Origin of the sequence: Pseudomonas hefeiensis, from assembly GCF_030687835.1 — a bacterium.
Taxonomy (GTDB): Bacteria; Pseudomonadota; Gammaproteobacteria; order Pseudomonadales; family Pseudomonadaceae; genus Aquipseudomonas; species Aquipseudomonas hefeiensis.
This window is the reverse complement of sequence record NZ_CP117449.1, coordinates 5,208,540-5,224,539: the sequence shown is the minus strand read 5'-3', so window position 1 is coordinate 5,224,539 and position 16,000 is coordinate 5,208,540. Positions and strand designations below refer to the sequence as shown.

Here is a 16,000-nt window from a genome sequence, read left to right as displayed (position 1 = left end):
CGATGAACGATAACGCGGTCTTGCTATAGACCGCGGTGCCGCCATCGCGGGCAAGCCTTGCTCCCACGTTCATTCCCACAGAAGCTCGCACACAGGGGGGGAGATTTATTTTCGCGCCACAATCACCGCCCGCATCGGCGCAGGCAGGCCTTCGATGGTCTTGCTGTGATCGGCGGGGTCGAGAAAGTCACTCAGCGACTGATATTTCATCCACTCTGTGCCGCGCTGTTCTTCCACCGTCGTGATGCTCACGTCGACGCAACGCACATCGCTGAACCCGGCGCGGCGCAGCCAGCGTTCCAGGGCTGGGACCGAGGGCAGGAACCAGACGTTACGCATCTGCGCATAGCGATCCTCGGGCACCAGCACCTGATGTTCGTCGCCTTCGATCACCAGGGTTTCCAGCACCAGTTCGCCACCCTTGACCAGGCAGTCCTTGAGCGCCAGCAAATGCTCGATCGGCGAGCGACGGTGGTAGAACACGCCCATGGAAAACACCGTATCGAAGCCTTCCAGCTCCGGAGGCAGGGCTTCGAATGGAAACGGCAGGTGCCAGGCGTTGGGCTGCGAGAGGTAACGCTGCACCGCCTGGAACTGGCAGAAGAACAGCCAGTTGGGGTCGACGCCGATCACCGTATCGGCACCGGCACCGAGCATCCGCCACATGTAATAACCGTTGCCACAGCCCACATCGAGAATGCGCTTGCCCACAAGGTCCAGGTGCGGGGCCACCCGCGACCACTTCCAGTCCGAACGCCATTCGGTATCAACCTGCACGCCAAACAGGTCGAAAGGCCCTTTGCGCCATGGCGACAGGCCCATCAGCGCGGTTCGCATCTGTGCACGGGTTTCGTCGCTGCAATCGGTGTCGAGGGTCAGGCCGTTCAGCAGGTCGACCCGGGTCGGTTGCAGCACTGGCAAGGCATCAAGGGCGCTCTGCCAGCGCTCCAGGTCGCCATGGCCCTTTTCCATTTTGGTGTCCAGTTGCATTTGCAGCGTCGCGGCCCAATCGGCCAGGGGGGTGCCGGCCAGATGGCGAGCGAGGGGAGACAGATCAATCATGGCAGGGCAATCAACGAGGCAAAATTAAGACACTGGAACCACGGCACGACTTTCGAGAAGCCGGCCGCCAGCAGGCGTTCGCGGTGTTCTTCGAGACTGTCGGGCTTCATGACGTTTTCGATGGCGCTGCGTTTTTGGGCGATTTCCAGCTCGCTGTAGCCGTTGGCGCGCTTGAACGCCACATGCAGGTCGGTGAGCAGCGCGTGCTCTTGCTCATCGTTAAAGCGCAGCTTCTCCGAGAGAATCAACGCACCGCCGGGCAGCAGGGACTGGCGGATGCGGCTCAACAAGGCGGTACGCTGATCCGGCGCGATGAATTGCAGGGTGAAGTTCAGCGCTACCACCGAGGCCGGCTGGAACGTCAGGGCGAGAATGTCGCCTTCTATCACTTGAACCGGGAGCAACTCCTGGAACATCGAGTCCTGGCCGTTAAGATACTCGCGGCAGCGCTCGACCATGGCCGCCGAGTTATCCACCGCAATCACCCGGCAACCGTCGGTGCGCACATGACGGCGCAGGGCCTGGGTCACCGCGCCCAGGGACGAGCCCAGGTCGTAGAGCACGCTATTGGGCTGGGCGAATTGCGCGGCGAGCACGCCGAGGTTTTCGACGATGGTCGGGTAACCTGGTACTGAACGCTTGATCATGTCCGGAAACACCCGCACCACGTCCTCGTTAAAAGCGAAGTCAGGCACCTGGGCCAGGGGCTGGGCGAATAGACGATCGGGTTCTTTGCTCACGGCAGTTCCAGCGGCATGGGTGGTGAAAAGGCCGGCATTTTAACCAAAAAACCTCTGGGAGCGAGCTTTGTGGGAGCAAGGCCTGTGGGAGCAAGGCTTGCCCGCGATAAAGGCACCGCGGTCTACAGCAAGACCGCACTATCGTTCATCGCGGGCAAGCCTTGCTCCTACATTAATCTCTGTTCAATGCTGCTTTTGCGGGAACGCCGACGCGGTAATGCCCCACTGGCCCAGCCAATAGCTGACGATGATCAGATAAGGCGCGGCATGGAAGGGCGCCACGAACCGGTTTATTCCAATCAAACTGTCAGAAAACACGAATGCCAGAGCCCCGGCAGCGGCCAGCCAGGCCGAACGCTCCGGGACTTCAGTGCCCAGTCGTGCCAACGCCCGCCAGAGCATGGCGCTGATGGCCAAACCATAGACAATCACCGGGACGAGCAAAGGCCCAAGACCGCTCGATATCAGAATTCCTAGCAAGGTTGCGCCAAGCCCCAATGCCAGGGCCAGTGATAGCAACGCCGGGCGGCGACAGTCGCTGAGGTAGGCTTTCAGGTAGGCCAGGTGCGCCAGCAAAAACGCGCCAAGGCCGAATACGAACAGGTCCCCGGGCCAAGCCAGCAGCACATCGCCCACCACCGAAAAAATCAGTCCCAGGCTGATCCAGCGTCGATATTCGCTGGGTGGCGCATCGTGCAGCCAGCCAAGCAGGGCCAGCACCGGCATCGGCTTGACCAGCAGGCACAGCAGGGTGGCATGCACAGTGAGCCCGTACACATAGGTGGCCGCGCCCATCAGTGCAAGGATCAGCCAACCCACGATCAATTCACCGAAATGGCGCAGTCGAAGGTTTCCACCGGCGGCACTTCGGGTGCCCAGGGCTGTTGATAAGTCAGGCGCAAGCGACCGGTTCCGGCAGCAAATGCCTGGAAACGCCAGGTGGACACCCCCGCCGCGCCAACGATGCCGGCGTCTTCCGGGTTGCGGTACACCTCAGGCCCCAGGGCCTTCAGCACGCCGCCGGCCGAATCCTGGATCGCCCAGCGATAACCGGTGCTGGGGTTACTGGGCAAATTCAGGATCAGATTTTGCCCGTTAGTGAGCTGCACCGGGCACTGGCTCAGTTTTTCCACGGTCACGTTGTGTTTCGGTTGCGTGGCACAGGCGCTTAGCAGGGCAAGGCTGAAAGGGACGAGCAGGCGGATGAGGGACATAAGGGCTCCGGCATTTACGACGAACGGCGAGCATAACCGAAGATGCTACTGGGTGTGTCAGGCGGGGATGTGTTGTTGCTGATGACGCCATCGCGGGCAAGCCTTGCTCCCACAATGGATTTTGGTTGCACGCAAAGTTTGTGAGCGACATTGAACCTCTGTGGGAGCCTTGCTCCCACAATGGATTTTGGTTGCACACAAAGTTTGTGAGCGACATTGACCTCTGTGGAAGCCTTGCTCCCACAATGGATTTTGGTTGCACGCAAAGTTTGTGCGCGACATTGAACCTCTGTGGAAGCCTTGCTCCCACAATGGATTTTGGTTGCACACAAAGTTTGTGAGCGACATTGACCTCTGTGGGAGCCTTGCTCCCACAATGGATCTTGGTTGCACACACAATCTGTGAGCGACATTGATCTCTGTGGGAGCAAGGCTTGCCCGCGATGGGGCCCACACAGGCGCTACAGGACTATCAGAACAATATCTTGGCCACATCGGCAAAGCGCTTGGCAAAGTGCACCGTGACGCCTTCCTTGAGATAGTCCGGCAGTTCTTCGAAGTTGCCCCGGTTGGCTTCCGGCAGGATCAACTCATTGATTTTCTGCCGTCGCGCCGCGATCACTTTCTCGCGCACCCCGCCAATCGGCAGCACGTGCCCGGTGAGGGTCAGTTCGCCGGTCATGGCCACGCCTTTTTTCGGCGGCTGGTTGCGGGCCAGGGACAGCAGAGCGCTGGCCATGGTCACCCCGGCACTCGGGCCGTCCTTGGGGGTGGCGCCTTCCGGTACGTGCAAGTGAACGAAGGCTTCGTCGAAGAACTTCGGATCGCCGCCAAATTGCTTCAAATGCGAGCTGACGTAGCTGTGGGCGATTTCCGCTGATTCTTTCATCACCTCCCCCAGTTGCCCGGTGAGCTTGAAGCCGCGATTGAGCGTGTGGATGCGCGTCGCTTCGATCGGCAGAGTCGCGCCGCCCATGCTGGTCCAGGCCAGGCCGGTAATCACACCGATGCCGGACAGCACTTGCTCGTTGCGGAACACCGGCTTGCCCAGGGAGGCCTCAAGGTCCTTGGGCCCGAGCTTGATCACGGCTTTCGGGTCGTCGATCAGCTTCATCACCGCCTTGCGCACCAGCTTGCCCAGCTGTTTCTCCAGCTGTCGCACCCCGGCCTCACGGGCATAACCGTCGATCAGGGCCTTGAGGGCGCTGTCGGTGATATTCAGGCTGCCTTTGGACACGCCGGCCTTGGCCAGTTGTTTGGGCCACAAATGGCGCTTGGCGATGGCGACCTTCTCTTCGGTGATATAGCCCGACAGGCGAATCACTTCCATCCGGTCCAGCAGTGGGCCGGGGATCGAGTCCAGGGTGTTGGCGGTGCACACGAAGAGCACTTTCGACAGGTCCAGGCGCAGGTCCAGATAGTGATCGAGGAATTCGACGTTCTGTTCCGGGTCGAGGGTCTCCAACAAGGCCGAGGCCGGATCGCCCTGGTAGCTCTGGCCCATCTTGTCGATCTCGTCGAGCATGATCACCGGGTTCATCACTTCGACGTCCTTGAGGGCCTGTACCAGCTTGCCCGGTTGAGCGCCGATGTAGGTACGCCGATGGCCCTTGATTTCGGCTTCATCGCGCATGCCGCCGACGCTGAAGCGGTAAAACGGCCGACCCAGGGTTTCGGCGATGGATTTGCCGACGCTGGTCTTGCCCACCCCCGGCGGCCCCACCAGCAGCACGATAGAACCGCTGATTTCGCCTTTATAGGCACCCACCGCAAGAAACTCGAGGATGCGGTCCTTGATGTCCCCCAGCCCGGCATGGTGCTGGTCGAGCACCTTGCGCGCGTGCTTGAGGTCGAGCTTGTCCTGGCCATAGACGCCCCACGGCACTGACGTTGCCCAGTCGAGGTAATTACGGGTGACGGCGTATTCCGGCGAGCCGGTCTCCAGGATCGAGAGCTTGTTCATTTCCTCTTCGATGCGCTTTTGCGCCTGGGCCGGCAGGTCCTTGCCCTCCAGCCGTTGCTCGAATTGTTCGAGATCGGCGCTGCGATCGTCCTTGGTCAGCCCCAGCTCCTGCTGAATGACCTTCAACTGCTCCTTGAGGAAGAATTCGCGCTGATGTTCGCCGATCTTGTTGTTGACCTCGGCAGAAATCTCCTTCTGCAGCCGCGCGACTTCAACTTCCTTGCGCAGCATTGGCAGCACTTTTTCCATGCGCTTGAGCATCGGGACGCAATCGAGCACTTCCTGCAACTCACTGCCGGTGGCCGAGGTGAGCGCAGCGGCAAAGTCGGTCAGGGGCGACGGGTCGTTGGGGCTGAAGCGGTTGAGATAGTTCTTCAGCTCTTCGCTGTACAGCGGATTGAGCGGGAGCAGTTCCTTGATCGCATTGATCAACGCCATGCCATAGGCCTTGACCTCGTCGGTCGGCTCGCTTGGCTGGTGCGGGTATTCGACTTCCACCAGGTACGGTGGGCGATGGTGCTTGAGCCAGGTGCGGATGCGTACGCGGGTCAGGCCTTGGGCAACGAACTGCAGTTTGCCGGCTTCGCGACTGGCGTGGTGCACCTTGACCAGCGTGCCGTACAGCGGCAGCGCGGAGGTGTCGAAGTGGCGCGGATCTTCCTGGGGCGAGTCCATGAAAAACAGCGCCAGGGAATGGTGTTCGGATTTGGCGACCAGTTCCAGGGTTTCGGCCCAGGGCTCCTCATTGACAATGACCGGCAGCACCTGAGCCGGGAAGAACGGGCGATTGTGGATGGGAATGATGTAGACCTTGTCCGGCAAGTTTTGGCCGGGCAGGGCCAGGCCGGTGCCGGAGGAGGTATGTTCGATGTGTTCGGGGTCGGCGTAATCGTTCGTGGCTTCAGTAGAGTGCTGGTCGCTCATGGGGCACCTGCGCAATGGAGTATGGGTCTTAGATGGGGCAGGCGAGGGGTGGTTTCAATGGTGGGCGATTGTTAGCTGTTATTTCATTGCAAGGCCTTCAGCCTTGTGACAGGTTCGGTGCGGGCCTGTTGCCTGACCCGCACCGATGGTTCAGGCGACCCTGTTCAAATCGTTATGCCGCGTCTCTTTCAGGCACAGCACCGCGATGACGCTGAGCACAGCAGCCCCCGAGACATAACCGCCGACGTAGCTCAAACCGCCCATCGCCACCAGTTTCTGGGCAAAGAACGGGGCGGCCGATGCGCCGACGATGCCGCCCAGGTTGTAGGCGGCCGAGGCGCCGGTATAGCGCACATGGGTGGGGAACAGTTCCGGTAGCAAGGCGCCCATGGGGGCGAAGGTCACGCCCATCAGAAACAGCTCGATGCACAGGAACAGCGCCACGCCCCAGGTCGTGCCCTGGGTCAGCAAGGGTTCCATGAGGAAACCCGAGGCAATCGCCAGCACCCCCCCGATGATCAGGATCGGTTTGCGCCCGTAGCGGTCGCTGGCCCAGGCCGACAGCGGCGTCGCGGCAGCCATGAACAGCACCGCAAAGCACAGCAGGCCGAGGAAGGTTTCGCGGCTATAGCCGAGGGTGGACACGCCGTAGCTCAGGGAAAACACGGTCGAGATGTAGAACAGCGCATAACACACCACCATCGCCGCGGCACCCAGCAACGTCGGCGCCCAGTACTGGCTGAACAGCTCGACCAGCGGGACCTTCACCCGTTCCTGGCGGGCCATGGCATCGGCAAATACGGGTGTTTCATGAAGCTTGAGTCGCACATAGAGGCCGACGATCACCAGTACCGCACTGAGCAGGAACGGAATCCGCCAACCCCAGGAACGGAACTGCTCGTCGTCCAGGGTCATGGCCAGGGTCAGGAACAGCCCGTTGGCCGCCAGAAAACCGATCGAGGGACCCAGTTGGGGAAACATGCCGAACCAGGCGCGTTTGCCTTCGGGCGCATTCTCGGTGGCGAGCAACGCCGCGCCGCCCCACTCACCGCCCAGGCCCAGCCCCTGGCCAAAACGCAGCACGCACAACAGGATCGGCGCCCAGGCGCCAATACTGGCGTAACCGGGCAGCACACCAATAAGCGTGGTACACACCCCCATCAGCAGCAGGGACGCCACCAGCGTGGACTTGCGCCCGATCCGGTCGCCGAAGTGGCCAAACAGCGCCGAGCCCAATGGACGAGCGAGGAATGCGATGCCGAACGTCAGGAAGGACGACAGCATTTGTGCCGTGCCTGAGGTTTGTGGGAAGAACACCGGCCCGATCACCAGGGCCGCAGCCGTGGCGTAGACGTAGAAGTCATAGAACTCGATGGCAGTGCCGATGAAACTTGCGGTCGCCACGCGGGTGGCGGAGTTCGTCGGCTGGGCAGACACAGCTTCGTTGCAAGTGGTCGTTGTCATGCAGTTATCCCTGACAGTCATGTGCTCCGTTGGAGCGAATTATTATGGTCGAACTCCCTTGGGCCGCTGGCGCTGTTTCAGGTAGGAACAGTCGCAGGACTGATGCGGATTTTGCCGATGGTCGGGCCGGAACCTGCTGGGTGCGGGTAAGCACGGGGTTCGGACGGGGCTGGGTAAGCGGATTGAGTATAGGAAGGAGGCTAACGATTCAACAAGTGAGGCCGTGCACAATATTGAAGCGTGCGCTGAGCTTTTTGTGGCGAGGGGATAAGTCCCCTCGCCACAACTGTGTTTTACCTTGAGCCTGTTGGGATTCAGGAAACGGCGGGCACCGAACTGTTATGCCACACCAGCACCTGGCTGACGCGGTTATCCACGGTTTCGATGATTTCCAGGCGATAGCGGCCGATCTTCAGGCACACCGGGCTCTCGGGAATGGTTTCCAGGGCTTCGGTCACCAGGCCGTTGAGGGTCTTGGGGCCTTCGCAAGGCAGGTGCCAGCCCAGCGTCCTGTTCAGTTCGCGGATCGAGGCGGCGCCATCGATCAGGAGGCGTCCATCCGGTTGGGGATGAACGTGGGGGTTGTCGAGGCTGTGCTCGCTTTCGAACTCCCCGACGATTTCTTCAAGGATGTCTTCCAGGGTGACGATGCCCAGCACTTCGCCATATTCGTCTACCACCATGCCCAGGCGCCGTTGCTGCTTGTGGAAGTTCAGCAATTGCAACTGCAGTGGCGTGCTTTCGGGAACGAAGTAGGGTTCGTGGCAGGCGGCCAGCAATGCTTCCTGGGTCAGGCTCGCGTCCTTCAACAGGTGGCGGATCTGGCGGGTGTTGAGCACCGCTTCGACCTGGTTGATGTCGCTGTGAAACACCGGCAGGCGGGTGCGGCGGTTCAGGCGCAACTGTTCAATGATGTCGCCGATGGGATCGTCGAGGTTGATGCCATCGACCTCGCTGCGGGGCACGAGAATATCGTTGACGGTAATGTTGTCCAGGGCATGGATGCCGGAAACCGGATGCGGCCGGCCGCCGCTGTGTTCGGGTTCATGATCGTTGCGCGCGGGTGTGGGCATTTCATCGTCGTTTTGCTGTACCACGCTTGCCTGGCGGGCAAACGGACGCAGTAGCAATTGACTGATGCCATTCAACAGCCAGGCAAATGGATAAAGAAGCTTCAAGGGCACGCCAAGCAAGGCGTTGCCCAATGCCAGGACCGCATCGGGGTGGCGGGTGGCCAGGGTGCGCGGCAGGTAATCGGCAAAGACCAGCAGGGCTGCGCTGGTACCGAGCCAGGCCACCCAGGGGCCGTGTTGCAGCCAGGTAAAAATTGCCAGCACCGTGCCGATGACGACCGCCAGGGCGCGGCAGAGGGTATTGCACAGAATCAGACTGTCCCGGGGAAAACTCAGCTTCGCCAGTGGTTTGTCACTGGCGCGCGAAGCTTTGCGTTGGGCCAGCAAATGCTGCTGGGCGGCTTCGATGGCCGTGAACAGGGCGGACCAGAGGATCAGCACAACCAGTACAGCGAACAGCGGGCCTACGGGCAACATATCCATCAGAGCCGTCCGTCAGACATGCAGAATGTATTCACGAACCAGCTTGCTGCCGAAGTACGCCAGCATCAGCAGGCAGAAACCGGCCAGGGTCCAGCGAATGGCTTTATGGCCGCGCCAGCCCAGACGATTTCGGCCCCACAGCAGTACGCTGAACACCACCCACGCCAGGCACGCCAGCAGGGTTTTGTGCACCAGGTGCTGGGCGAACAGGTTCTCGACGAACAACCAGCCAGAGATCAGCGACAGCGACAGCAGGGTCCAGCCGGCCCAGAGGAAGCCGAACAGCAGGCTTTCCATGGTTTGCAGCGGCGGGAAGTTGCGGATCAGCCCGGAGGGGTGCTTGTGCTTGAGCTGGTGATCCTGCACCAGCAGCAGCAAGGCCTGGAACACCGCGATGGTGAACAGGCCGTAGGCGAGGATCGACAGCAGGATGTGAGCCAGGATGCCCGGTTCTTCATCGATGATCTGCACCGTGCCCGACGGCGCGAATTGCGCCAGCAGCACCGTGGCCAGCCCCAGCGGGAACAGCAGCACCAGCAGGTTTTCCACCGGGATGCGTGAACAGGCCAGCAGCGTCAGGGCAATCACGGCCACGGCAATGAGGCTGGCGGCGTTGAAGAAGTCCAGGCCCAGGCCAATTGGCGTCATCAGGTGGGTATAAAGGCTGGCCGCGTGGCCGAGCACCGCCAGCACGCCAAGCATAACCAGCAGGCGTTTGTTCGCCTTGGCGCCGGTGGCCAGGCGGGTGCCTTGATAGAGGGTCGCAGCGGCATAAAGACAAGCGGCGGCGAGGGAGGCAAGCAAACTGGGTGACAAGGGGAGCATAAATCCTGTTAGGCAGGCCCGAAAGGCGCTGAGTTTGGCATAGAATCTCCATCGCACGAAAGACCAGCGCAACTGACGGCGAGGTGTGCGCCGGGCGCAGTCTTCGCTATAATCCGCGACCTGCCCACGCCGCAGGCTCGCCGAGCACATTTTTTACGGTCTGGGCCGCCATTATCCCGGTCTTATCTGGGCCTGAAAGGATCGCGCATGTTTGAAAACCTAACCGACCGTCTCTCGCAGACGCTGCGCCATGTTACCGGCAAGGCGAAGCTGACCGAGGACAACATCAAAGACACCCTGCGCGAAGTGCGCATGGCGTTGCTCGAAGCCGACGTCGCCCTGCCGGTGGTCAAGGACTTCGTCAATTCGGTCAAGGAACGCGCCGTCGGCGCCGAGGTGTCGCGCAGCCTGACGCCGGGTCAGGCGTTCGTGAAGATCGTCCAGGCCGAACTCGAAAGCCTGATGGGCGCCGCCAACGAAGACCTGAACCTGAGCGCCGTGCCGCCAGCGGTGGTGCTGATGGCCGGCCTGCAGGGCGCGGGCAAGACCACCACGGCCGGCAAGCTGGCGCGTTTCCTTAAAGAGCGCAAGAAGAAGTCGGTGATGGTGGTGTCCGCGGACATCTATCGCCCGGCGGCGATCAAACAGCTCGAAACCCTGGCCAACGACATCGGCGTGACGTTCTTCCCGTCCGACCTGAGCCAGAAGCCGGTGGACATCGCCCAGGCGGCTATTAAAGAAGCAAAACTGAAATTCATCGACGTGGTCATCGTCGATACCGCCGGTCGCCTGCACATCGACGAAGAGATGATGGGCGAGATCAAGGCGCTGCATGCCGCGATCAACCCGGTGGAAACCCTGTTCGTGGTCGATGCCATGACCGGCCAGGACGCGGCCAACACCGCCAAGGCGTTCGGTGATGCGCTGCCGCTGACCGGCGTGATCCTGACCAAGGTCGACGGTGATGCCCGTGGCGGCGCCGCGCTGTCGGTCCGTGCCATCACTGGCAAGCCGATCAAGTTCATCGGTATGGGCGAGAAGAGCGAAGCGCTCGAGCCGTTCCACCCCGAGCGTATCGCCTCGCGTATCCTCGGCATGGGCGATGTGCTCAGCCTGATCGAGCAGGCCGAGCAGACCCTCGACAAGGACAAGGCCGACAAACTGGCCAAGAAGCTGAAGAAGGGCAAGGGCTTCGACCTCGAAGACTTCCGCGATCAGCTGCAACAAATGAAGAGCATGGGCGGCCTCGGTGGCCTCATGGACAAGCTGCCGAGTATCGGTGGTGTGAACCTGGCGCAAATGGGCAATGCCCAGGGCGCGGCTGAAAAGCAGTTCAAGCAGATGGAAGCCATCATCAACTCCATGACCCCGGCCGAGCGCCGCGACCCTGAGCTGATCAGCGGTTCGCGCAAACGCCGCATTGCCATGGGTTCCGGCACCCAGGTGCAGGACATCGGTCGCTTGATCAAGCAGCACAAGCAGATGCAGAAGATGATGAAGAAATTCTCCGCCAAGGGCGGGATGGCCAAGATGATGCGCGGCATGGGCGGTATGTTGCCCGGCGGCGGCATGCCGAAAATGTAAAGAATCTGCGCCGGCTGTCATGTCGGCGTTGCCCCGCACGGATGCGGGGATCTCCAGCAAACCCGTGCTGCACGGGAGCTGACCTGCCGTTTTTCATGACGGCTCTATGGCAAATCTTGATCGCACGGCGCCAGGCGCCGGAAAAAGACATTTGCAAAAGTCCGGATATTCCTTAGAATATGCGGCCTTTCGGGCACCTATGCCCGCTGTGCATTTAGATTTGCAGCACCGACTACAGGAACGATGTTCACATGCTAACAATCCGTCTTGCCCTTGGCGGCTCCAAAAAGCGCCCGTTTTACCACCTGACCGTAACCGACAGCCGCAACCCGCGCGACGGTTCCCACAAGGAGCAGGTTGGTTTCTTCAACCCTGTTGCCCGTGGTCAGGAAATTCGTCTGTCCGTGAACCAAGAGCGCGTAGCCTACTGGCTGAGCGTTGGTGCACAACCTTCTGAGCGCGTTGCTCAGTTGTTGAAGGAATCGGCTAAGGCTGCGGCCTGAGCAATATGAACGCGACGCCAAAAGATGCTGATGATTTGATCGTTGTCGGCAAAATCTATTCTGTTCATGGCGTTCGCGGCGAAGTGAAGGTTTATTCCTTTACTGATCCGATCAAAAACCTGTTGGACTACAAAACCTGGACGCTCAAGCGCGAAGGTAGCGTGAAGCAGGTTGAGCTGGTCAGCGGACGTGGGAACGACAAGTTCCTGGTCGCAAAGCTCAAGGATCTCGATGATCGTGAAGAAGCGCGTCTTCTGGCCGGTTTTGAGATCTGCGTGCCACGCAACCTGTTCCCTGAACTGACCGACGGCGAGTACTACTGGTACCAGCTGGTGGGTCTGAAGGTCATCGACCACCTCGGGCAATTGCTCGGGAAAATCGATCACCTGCTCGAGACCGGTTCGAACGATGTCATGGTGGTAAAGCCTTGCGTCGGCAGCCTGGATGATCGCGAACGCCTGTTGCCCTATACCGAGCAATGCGTGTTGGCAGTTGACCTTGCAGCAGGCGAGATGAAGGTGGAATGGGATGCGGATTTCTAAACGTGGCTAATTTGCGCGTTGAAGTCATCACGTTGTTTCCCGAGATGTTTTCCGCCATCAGCGAGTACGGCATAACCAGCCGCGCGGTGAAACAGGAGCTGTTGCAGCTTACCTGTTGGAATCCGCGGGACTACACCACGGATCGACATCACACTGTGGACGATCGCCCGTTTGGCGGTGGTCCGGGCATGGTGATGAAGATCAAGCCCCTGGAAGATGCGCTGGTTCAGGCCAGGACGGCAGCCGGGGAGGGTGCGAAGGTGATTTACCTGTCGCCCCAAGGCCGTCAGCTGACTCAGTCGGCGGTACGCGAGCTGGCAAATTTGGATGCATTGATCCTGATTGCCGGCCGTTATGAAGGCATTGACGAGCGTTTTATTGAAGCTCATGTCGATGAAGAGTGGTCGATTGGCGACTATGTACTGTCTGGCGGCGAGCTGCCGGCGATGGTCCTGATCGATGCGGTTACACGACTGCTGCCTGGAGCTTTAGGGCATGCAGATTCCGCCGAGGAAGATTCCTTTACGGATGGTCTGCTGGATTGCCCGCACTACACCCGACCGGAGGTGTATGCGGATCAGCGTGTTCCCGACGTATTGCTAAGTGGCAATCACGCGCACATCCGGCGTTGGCGTTTACAGCAGTCCCTTGGTCGGACCTATGAACGACGCGCCGATCTTCTGGAAAGCCGCTCGCTTTCTGGAGAAGAGAAGAAGCTGCTCGAGGAATACATCCGCGAGCGGGACGATAGTTAACAACGTATCGATGGTAAGTCCGACGACTTGCCTTAGGAGCACAGCATGACTAACAAAATCATTCTTGCACTCGAAGCAGAGCAGATGACCAAAGAAATCCCTACCTTTGCCCCGGGCGACACCATTGTCGTTCAGGTGAAAGTGAAGGAAGGCGACCGTTCGCGTCTGCAAGCGTTCGAAGGCGTTGTTATCGCCAAGCGTAACCGCGGCGTAAACAGTGCATTCACCGTTCGTAAAATCTCCAACGGTGTTGGCGTAGAGCGTACTTTCCAGACCTACAGCCCGCAAATCGACAGCATGGCTGTCAAGCGTCGCGGTGATGTGCGTAAAGCCAAGCTGTACTACCTGCGTGACCTGTCCGGTAAAGCAGCTCGCATCAAGGAAAAACTGGCTTAAGTCCAGCTTCCGATGCAAAAAAAGCAGCCTGCGGGCTGCTTTTTTGTTGCCTGCGATTTGGTCTTTGAGCACCCTGCATCTCATCATTTCCCGTTTCGATGCCGCGTACGCACGCATCCCTCATGAGTTTATATGGCAGCCATTGATCATCCGTTGATAGACCAGTTTCTCGACGCTCTGTGGCTGGAGAAGGGCCTGTCCGATAACACCCGCGATGCCTATCGCAGCGACTTGGCGCTGTTCAATGGCTGGTTGCAGGAGCAAGGCCTGGATCTGGCCAATGCCGGGCGGGAGTTGATCCTCGATCACCTGGCGTGGCGTCTGGAGCAGAACTACAAGCCGCGCTCGACCGCACGATTGCTCTCCGGTTTGCGCGGGTTTTATCGTTATTTGCTGCGCGAAAAGCTGATCGCGGTGGACCCGACCTTGCGCGTGGAGATGCCGCAGTTGGGGCGACCGCTGCCCAAGTCCCTGTCCGAAGCCGATGTGGAGGCGCTGCTGGCGGCGCCGGACCTCAGCGAAGCCATCGGTCAGCGCGACCGGGCCATGCTCGAGGTTTTGTATGCCTGTGGCCTGCGGGTCACCGAGCTGATCAGCCTGACGCTGGAGCAGGTCAACCTGCGCCAGGGCGTTCTGCGGGTGATGGGCAAAGGCAGCAAGGAGCGTCTGGTGCCGATGGGCGAAGAGGCAATCGTCTGGGTCGAGCGATACATGCGCGACGCCCGCCATGAACTGCTGGGTGGGCGCCCCAGCGACGTGCTGTTCCCCAGCCTGCGCGGCGAGCAGATGACTCGCCAGACCTTCTGGCATCGCATCAAGCACCAGGCCAAGGTGGCCGGGATCGGCAAGTCACTGTCCCCCCATACCCTGCGTCATGCCTTCGCCACGCACCTGCTCAATCACGGTGCCGACCTGCGGGTGGTGCAGATGCTGCTGGGTCACAGCGACCTGTCCACCACCCAGATCTACACCCACGTCGCCCGGGCGCGGCTGCAGGACCTGCACGCCAAACATCACCCCCGCGGTTGAGTGACCCCCCCCTGGGGAGAGCACCAAACTTATGAACACCCGAGAACCCGTGTGGGAGCCCAGCTTGCTCGCGATGACGTGGGCACATTCAGCATGGGTGAAAGCTGACAGACCGCCATCGCGAGCAAGCTTAGCTCCCACAGGGGGCTGGTGGTGAGCCCCAAACTTATGAACACCCGAGAACTCATGTGGGAGCAAGGCTTGCCCGCGATGACGGTGGCGCATCTGGCAGTGATGCAAGCTGACCCACCGCTTTCGCGAGCAGGCTCGCTCCCACAGTGGATTTGTGGTGGATGGAGATCTGCGAACGACTCGGAAAACTGTGGGAGCAAGGCTTGCCCGCGATGACGGTGGCGCATCTGGCGGTGATGCAAGCTGACCCACCGCTTTCGCGAGCAAGCTCAGCTCCCACAGGGGATGTGTGGTGAGTTCAGGATCTGTGAGCGCCCACAGAAAGCATTCATCAGTGCCTTGTATCACCGGCATTCGGCCACGCGGGCCTTATGTGGTAGGCTTTGCCGGTTTGCACAGTGGGCGGTTGGAACCCGAATCTGCCGGTCGGCGTTCCCCGTCCCATTTGTCCGTCTCAGGAGCTCCCATGCGTTTGATCCAGATGTTCACCGCCGCCGCCATTGCGTTGGCCAGTACTGTTGCCATCGCCGACGACGCGGCCGACAAGGCTATCCGCAAGAGCCTGGAAAACCTTCAGATGGAGGTGCCGATCGAAACCATCACCGCCAGCCCCATGTCCGGCCTGTACGAAGTCAAGCTCCAGGGCAGCCGTGTGCTCTACGCCAGCGCTGACGGTCAGTACATCGTCCAGGGCAACCTGTTCGAGCTCAAAGGCGGTAAGCCGGTCAACCTCACCGAGAAGACCGAGCGCCAGGGTATTTCCAAGCTGATCAACGGCATTCCGGTTGCCGAAACCGTGGTTTACCCGGCGGTCGGCGAAACCAAATCCCATATCACCGTGTTTACCGACACCACCTGCCCGTATTGCCACAAGCTGCACGCCGAAGTGCCGGAGCTGAACAAGCGCGGCATCGAAGTGCGCTATGTGGCGTTTCCGCGTCAGGGCCTGGGTTCGCCGGGTGATGAGCAGTTGCAGGCGGTCTGGTGCTCCAAGGACAAAAAAGCGGCCATGGACAAAATGGTCGATGGCAAGGAAATCAAGGCCGCCAAGTGCGAAAACCCGGTTTCCAAGCAGTTCGCCCTCGGTCAGTCCATCGGTGTGAACGGTACGCCGGCCATCGTTTTGGCGGACGGCCAGGTGATTCCGGGCTACCAGCCGGCGCCACAAGTCGCCAAACTGGCCCTTGGCGCCAAATGATCATGGGCAGTGCGTTTATGAAGATCACGGCTCGGCGAAAACCTTCGTCGGGCCGTTAAACACAAAGTCGCGTTGCTGCGCGGCTGTATTTCACGGCCGACCTTGCGTCGGCC

At 60.4% G+C, this 16,000-nt stretch carries 15 protein-coding genes; 7 read left to right on the top strand and 8 right to left on the bottom strand.

Annotation, left to right across the window (positions count from 1 at the left end):
• Positions 1-105 precede the first annotated feature (105 nt).
• The 8 genes from cmoB to PSH57_RS23470 form a co-directional block, all read right to left on the bottom strand.
• Entirely contained in the window at positions 106-1,062 is a 957-nt protein-coding gene (cmoB, locus tag PSH57_RS23505; protein WP_305385801.1) for a tRNA 5-methoxyuridine(34)/uridine 5-oxyacetic acid(34) synthase CmoB, read from the bottom strand.
• Positions 1,059-1,802: a carboxy-S-adenosyl-L-methionine synthase CmoA gene (gene cmoA / locus PSH57_RS23500; protein ID WP_305385800.1), complete on the bottom strand. Its 744-nt coding sequence runs from the start codon at positions 1,800-1,802 to the stop codon at positions 1,059-1,061. Before cmoA ends, cmoB begins: the two co-directional genes overlap by 4 nt.
• A gap of 183 nt (positions 1,803-1,985) precedes the next feature.
• The gene (locus PSH57_RS23495; RefSeq protein WP_305385799.1) at positions 1,986-2,621 is read right to left on the bottom strand and encodes a lysoplasmalogenase; all 636 of its coding nucleotides are present in this window, start codon (positions 2,619-2,621) and stop codon (positions 1,986-1,988) included.
• Positions 2,622-2,623: 2 nt separating this feature from the next.
• Positions 2,624-3,016 carry a protease inhibitor I42 family protein gene (locus tag PSH57_RS23490; protein ID WP_305385798.1) on the bottom strand — a complete coding sequence of 131 codons (393 nt, stop codon included), beginning with the start codon at positions 3,014-3,016 and terminating at the stop codon, positions 2,624-2,626.
• 472 nt (positions 3,017-3,488) lie between these two features.
• Positions 3,489-5,903: an endopeptidase La gene (lon, locus tag PSH57_RS23485; protein ID WP_305385797.1), complete on the bottom strand. Its 2,415-nt coding sequence runs from the start codon at positions 5,901-5,903 to the stop codon at positions 3,489-3,491.
• A gap of 150 nt (positions 5,904-6,053) precedes the next feature.
• The gene (locus tag PSH57_RS23480; protein WP_305385796.1) at positions 6,054-7,367 is read right to left on the bottom strand and encodes an MFS transporter; all 1,314 of its coding nucleotides are present in this window, start codon (positions 7,365-7,367) and stop codon (positions 6,054-6,056) included.
• A 314-nt stretch (positions 7,368-7,681) separates the two neighbouring features.
• A complete protein-coding gene (locus PSH57_RS23475; RefSeq protein ID WP_305385795.1) occupies positions 7,682-8,923 on the bottom strand; it encodes an HlyC/CorC family transporter in 1,242 nt (413 codons plus the stop codon).
• A gap of 12 nt (positions 8,924-8,935) precedes the next feature.
• Positions 8,936-9,748 (bottom strand): cytochrome C assembly family protein, encoded by an 813-nt coding sequence (locus PSH57_RS23470; RefSeq protein WP_305385794.1) that lies wholly within the window; start codon positions 9,746-9,748, stop codon positions 8,936-8,938.
• A gap of 207 nt (positions 9,749-9,955) precedes the next feature.
• Between PSH57_RS23470 and ffh the strand changes: the two genes are divergently transcribed.
• The 7 genes from ffh to dsbC all read left to right on the top strand — a co-directional run bounded on the left by ffh (position 9,956) and on the right by dsbC (position 15,887).
• A complete protein-coding gene (ffh, locus tag PSH57_RS23465) occupies positions 9,956-11,332 on the top strand; it encodes a signal recognition particle protein (RefSeq protein ID WP_092402670.1) in 1,377 nt (458 codons plus the stop codon).
• A 251-nt stretch (positions 11,333-11,583) separates the two neighbouring features.
• On the top strand, positions 11,584-11,835 hold the full coding sequence (gene rpsP, locus PSH57_RS23460) for a 30S ribosomal protein S16 (protein WP_003185073.1): 252 nt from the start codon (positions 11,584-11,586) through the stop codon (positions 11,833-11,835).
• Between the two features lie 5 nt (positions 11,836-11,840).
• The gene (gene rimM / locus PSH57_RS23455) at positions 11,841-12,377 is read left to right on the top strand and encodes a ribosome maturation factor RimM (RefSeq protein ID WP_047227502.1); all 537 of its coding nucleotides are present in this window, start codon (positions 11,841-11,843) and stop codon (positions 12,375-12,377) included.
• Entirely contained in the window at positions 12,359-13,132 is a 774-nt protein-coding gene (trmD, locus tag PSH57_RS23450) for a tRNA (guanosine(37)-N1)-methyltransferase TrmD (RefSeq protein WP_205929660.1), read from the top strand. Before rimM ends, trmD begins: the two co-directional genes overlap by 19 nt.
• Positions 13,133-13,177: 45 nt before the next feature.
• On the top strand, positions 13,178-13,528 hold the full coding sequence (gene rplS / locus PSH57_RS23445; protein ID WP_003175895.1) for a 50S ribosomal protein L19: 351 nt from the start codon (positions 13,178-13,180) through the stop codon (positions 13,526-13,528).
• Between the two features lie 132 nt (positions 13,529-13,660).
• Positions 13,661-14,557: a site-specific tyrosine recombinase XerD gene (gene xerD / locus PSH57_RS23440; RefSeq protein ID WP_305385792.1), complete on the top strand. Its 897-nt coding sequence runs from the start codon at positions 13,661-13,663 to the stop codon at positions 14,555-14,557.
• A gap of 598 nt (positions 14,558-15,155) precedes the next feature.
• Positions 15,156-15,887: a bifunctional protein-disulfide isomerase/oxidoreductase DsbC gene (dsbC, locus tag PSH57_RS23435; protein WP_092402674.1), complete on the top strand. Its 732-nt coding sequence runs from the start codon at positions 15,156-15,158 to the stop codon at positions 15,885-15,887.
• Positions 15,888-16,000: the final 113 nt, after the last annotated feature.

Bases quoted from the DNA above. Each gene is read 5' to 3' on its own strand.
- cmoB (WP_305385801.1), bottom strand. From the start codon at position 1,062: ATGATTGATCTGTCTCCCCTCGCTCGCCATCTGGCCGGCACCCCCCTG.
- PSH57_RS23490 (WP_305385798.1), bottom strand. From the start codon at position 3,016: ATGTCCCTCATCCGCCTGCTCGTCCCTTTCAGCCTTGCCCTGCTAAGC.
- lon (WP_305385797.1), bottom strand. From the start codon at position 5,903: ATGAGCGACCAGCACTCTACTGAAGCCACGAACGATTACGCCGACCCC.
- PSH57_RS23480 (WP_305385796.1), bottom strand. From the start codon at position 7,367: ATGACAACGACCACTTGCAACGAAGCTGTGTCTGCCCAGCCGACGAAC.
- PSH57_RS23475 (WP_305385795.1), bottom strand. From the start codon at position 8,923: ATGGATATGTTGCCCGTAGGCCCGCTGTTCGCTGTACTGGTTGTGCTG.
- PSH57_RS23470 (WP_305385794.1), bottom strand. From the start codon at position 9,748: ATGCTCCCCTTGTCACCCAGTTTGCTTGCCTCCCTCGCCGCCGCTTGT.
- ffh (WP_092402670.1), top strand. From the start codon at position 9,956: ATGTTTGAAAACCTAACCGACCGTCTCTCGCAGACGCTGCGCCATGTT.
- rpsP (WP_003185073.1), top strand. From the start codon at position 11,584: ATGCTAACAATCCGTCTTGCCCTTGGCGGCTCCAAAAAGCGCCCGTTT.
- rimM (WP_047227502.1), top strand. From the start codon at position 11,841: ATGAACGCGACGCCAAAAGATGCTGATGATTTGATCGTTGTCGGCAAA.
- trmD (WP_205929660.1), top strand. From the start codon at position 12,359: ATGGGATGCGGATTTCTAAACGTGGCTAATTTGCGCGTTGAAGTCATC.
- rplS (WP_003175895.1), top strand. From the start codon at position 13,178: ATGACTAACAAAATCATTCTTGCACTCGAAGCAGAGCAGATGACCAAA.
- xerD (WP_305385792.1), top strand. From the start codon at position 13,661: ATGGCAGCCATTGATCATCCGTTGATAGACCAGTTTCTCGACGCTCTG.
- dsbC (WP_092402674.1), top strand. From the start codon at position 15,156: ATGCGTTTGATCCAGATGTTCACCGCCGCCGCCATTGCGTTGGCCAGT.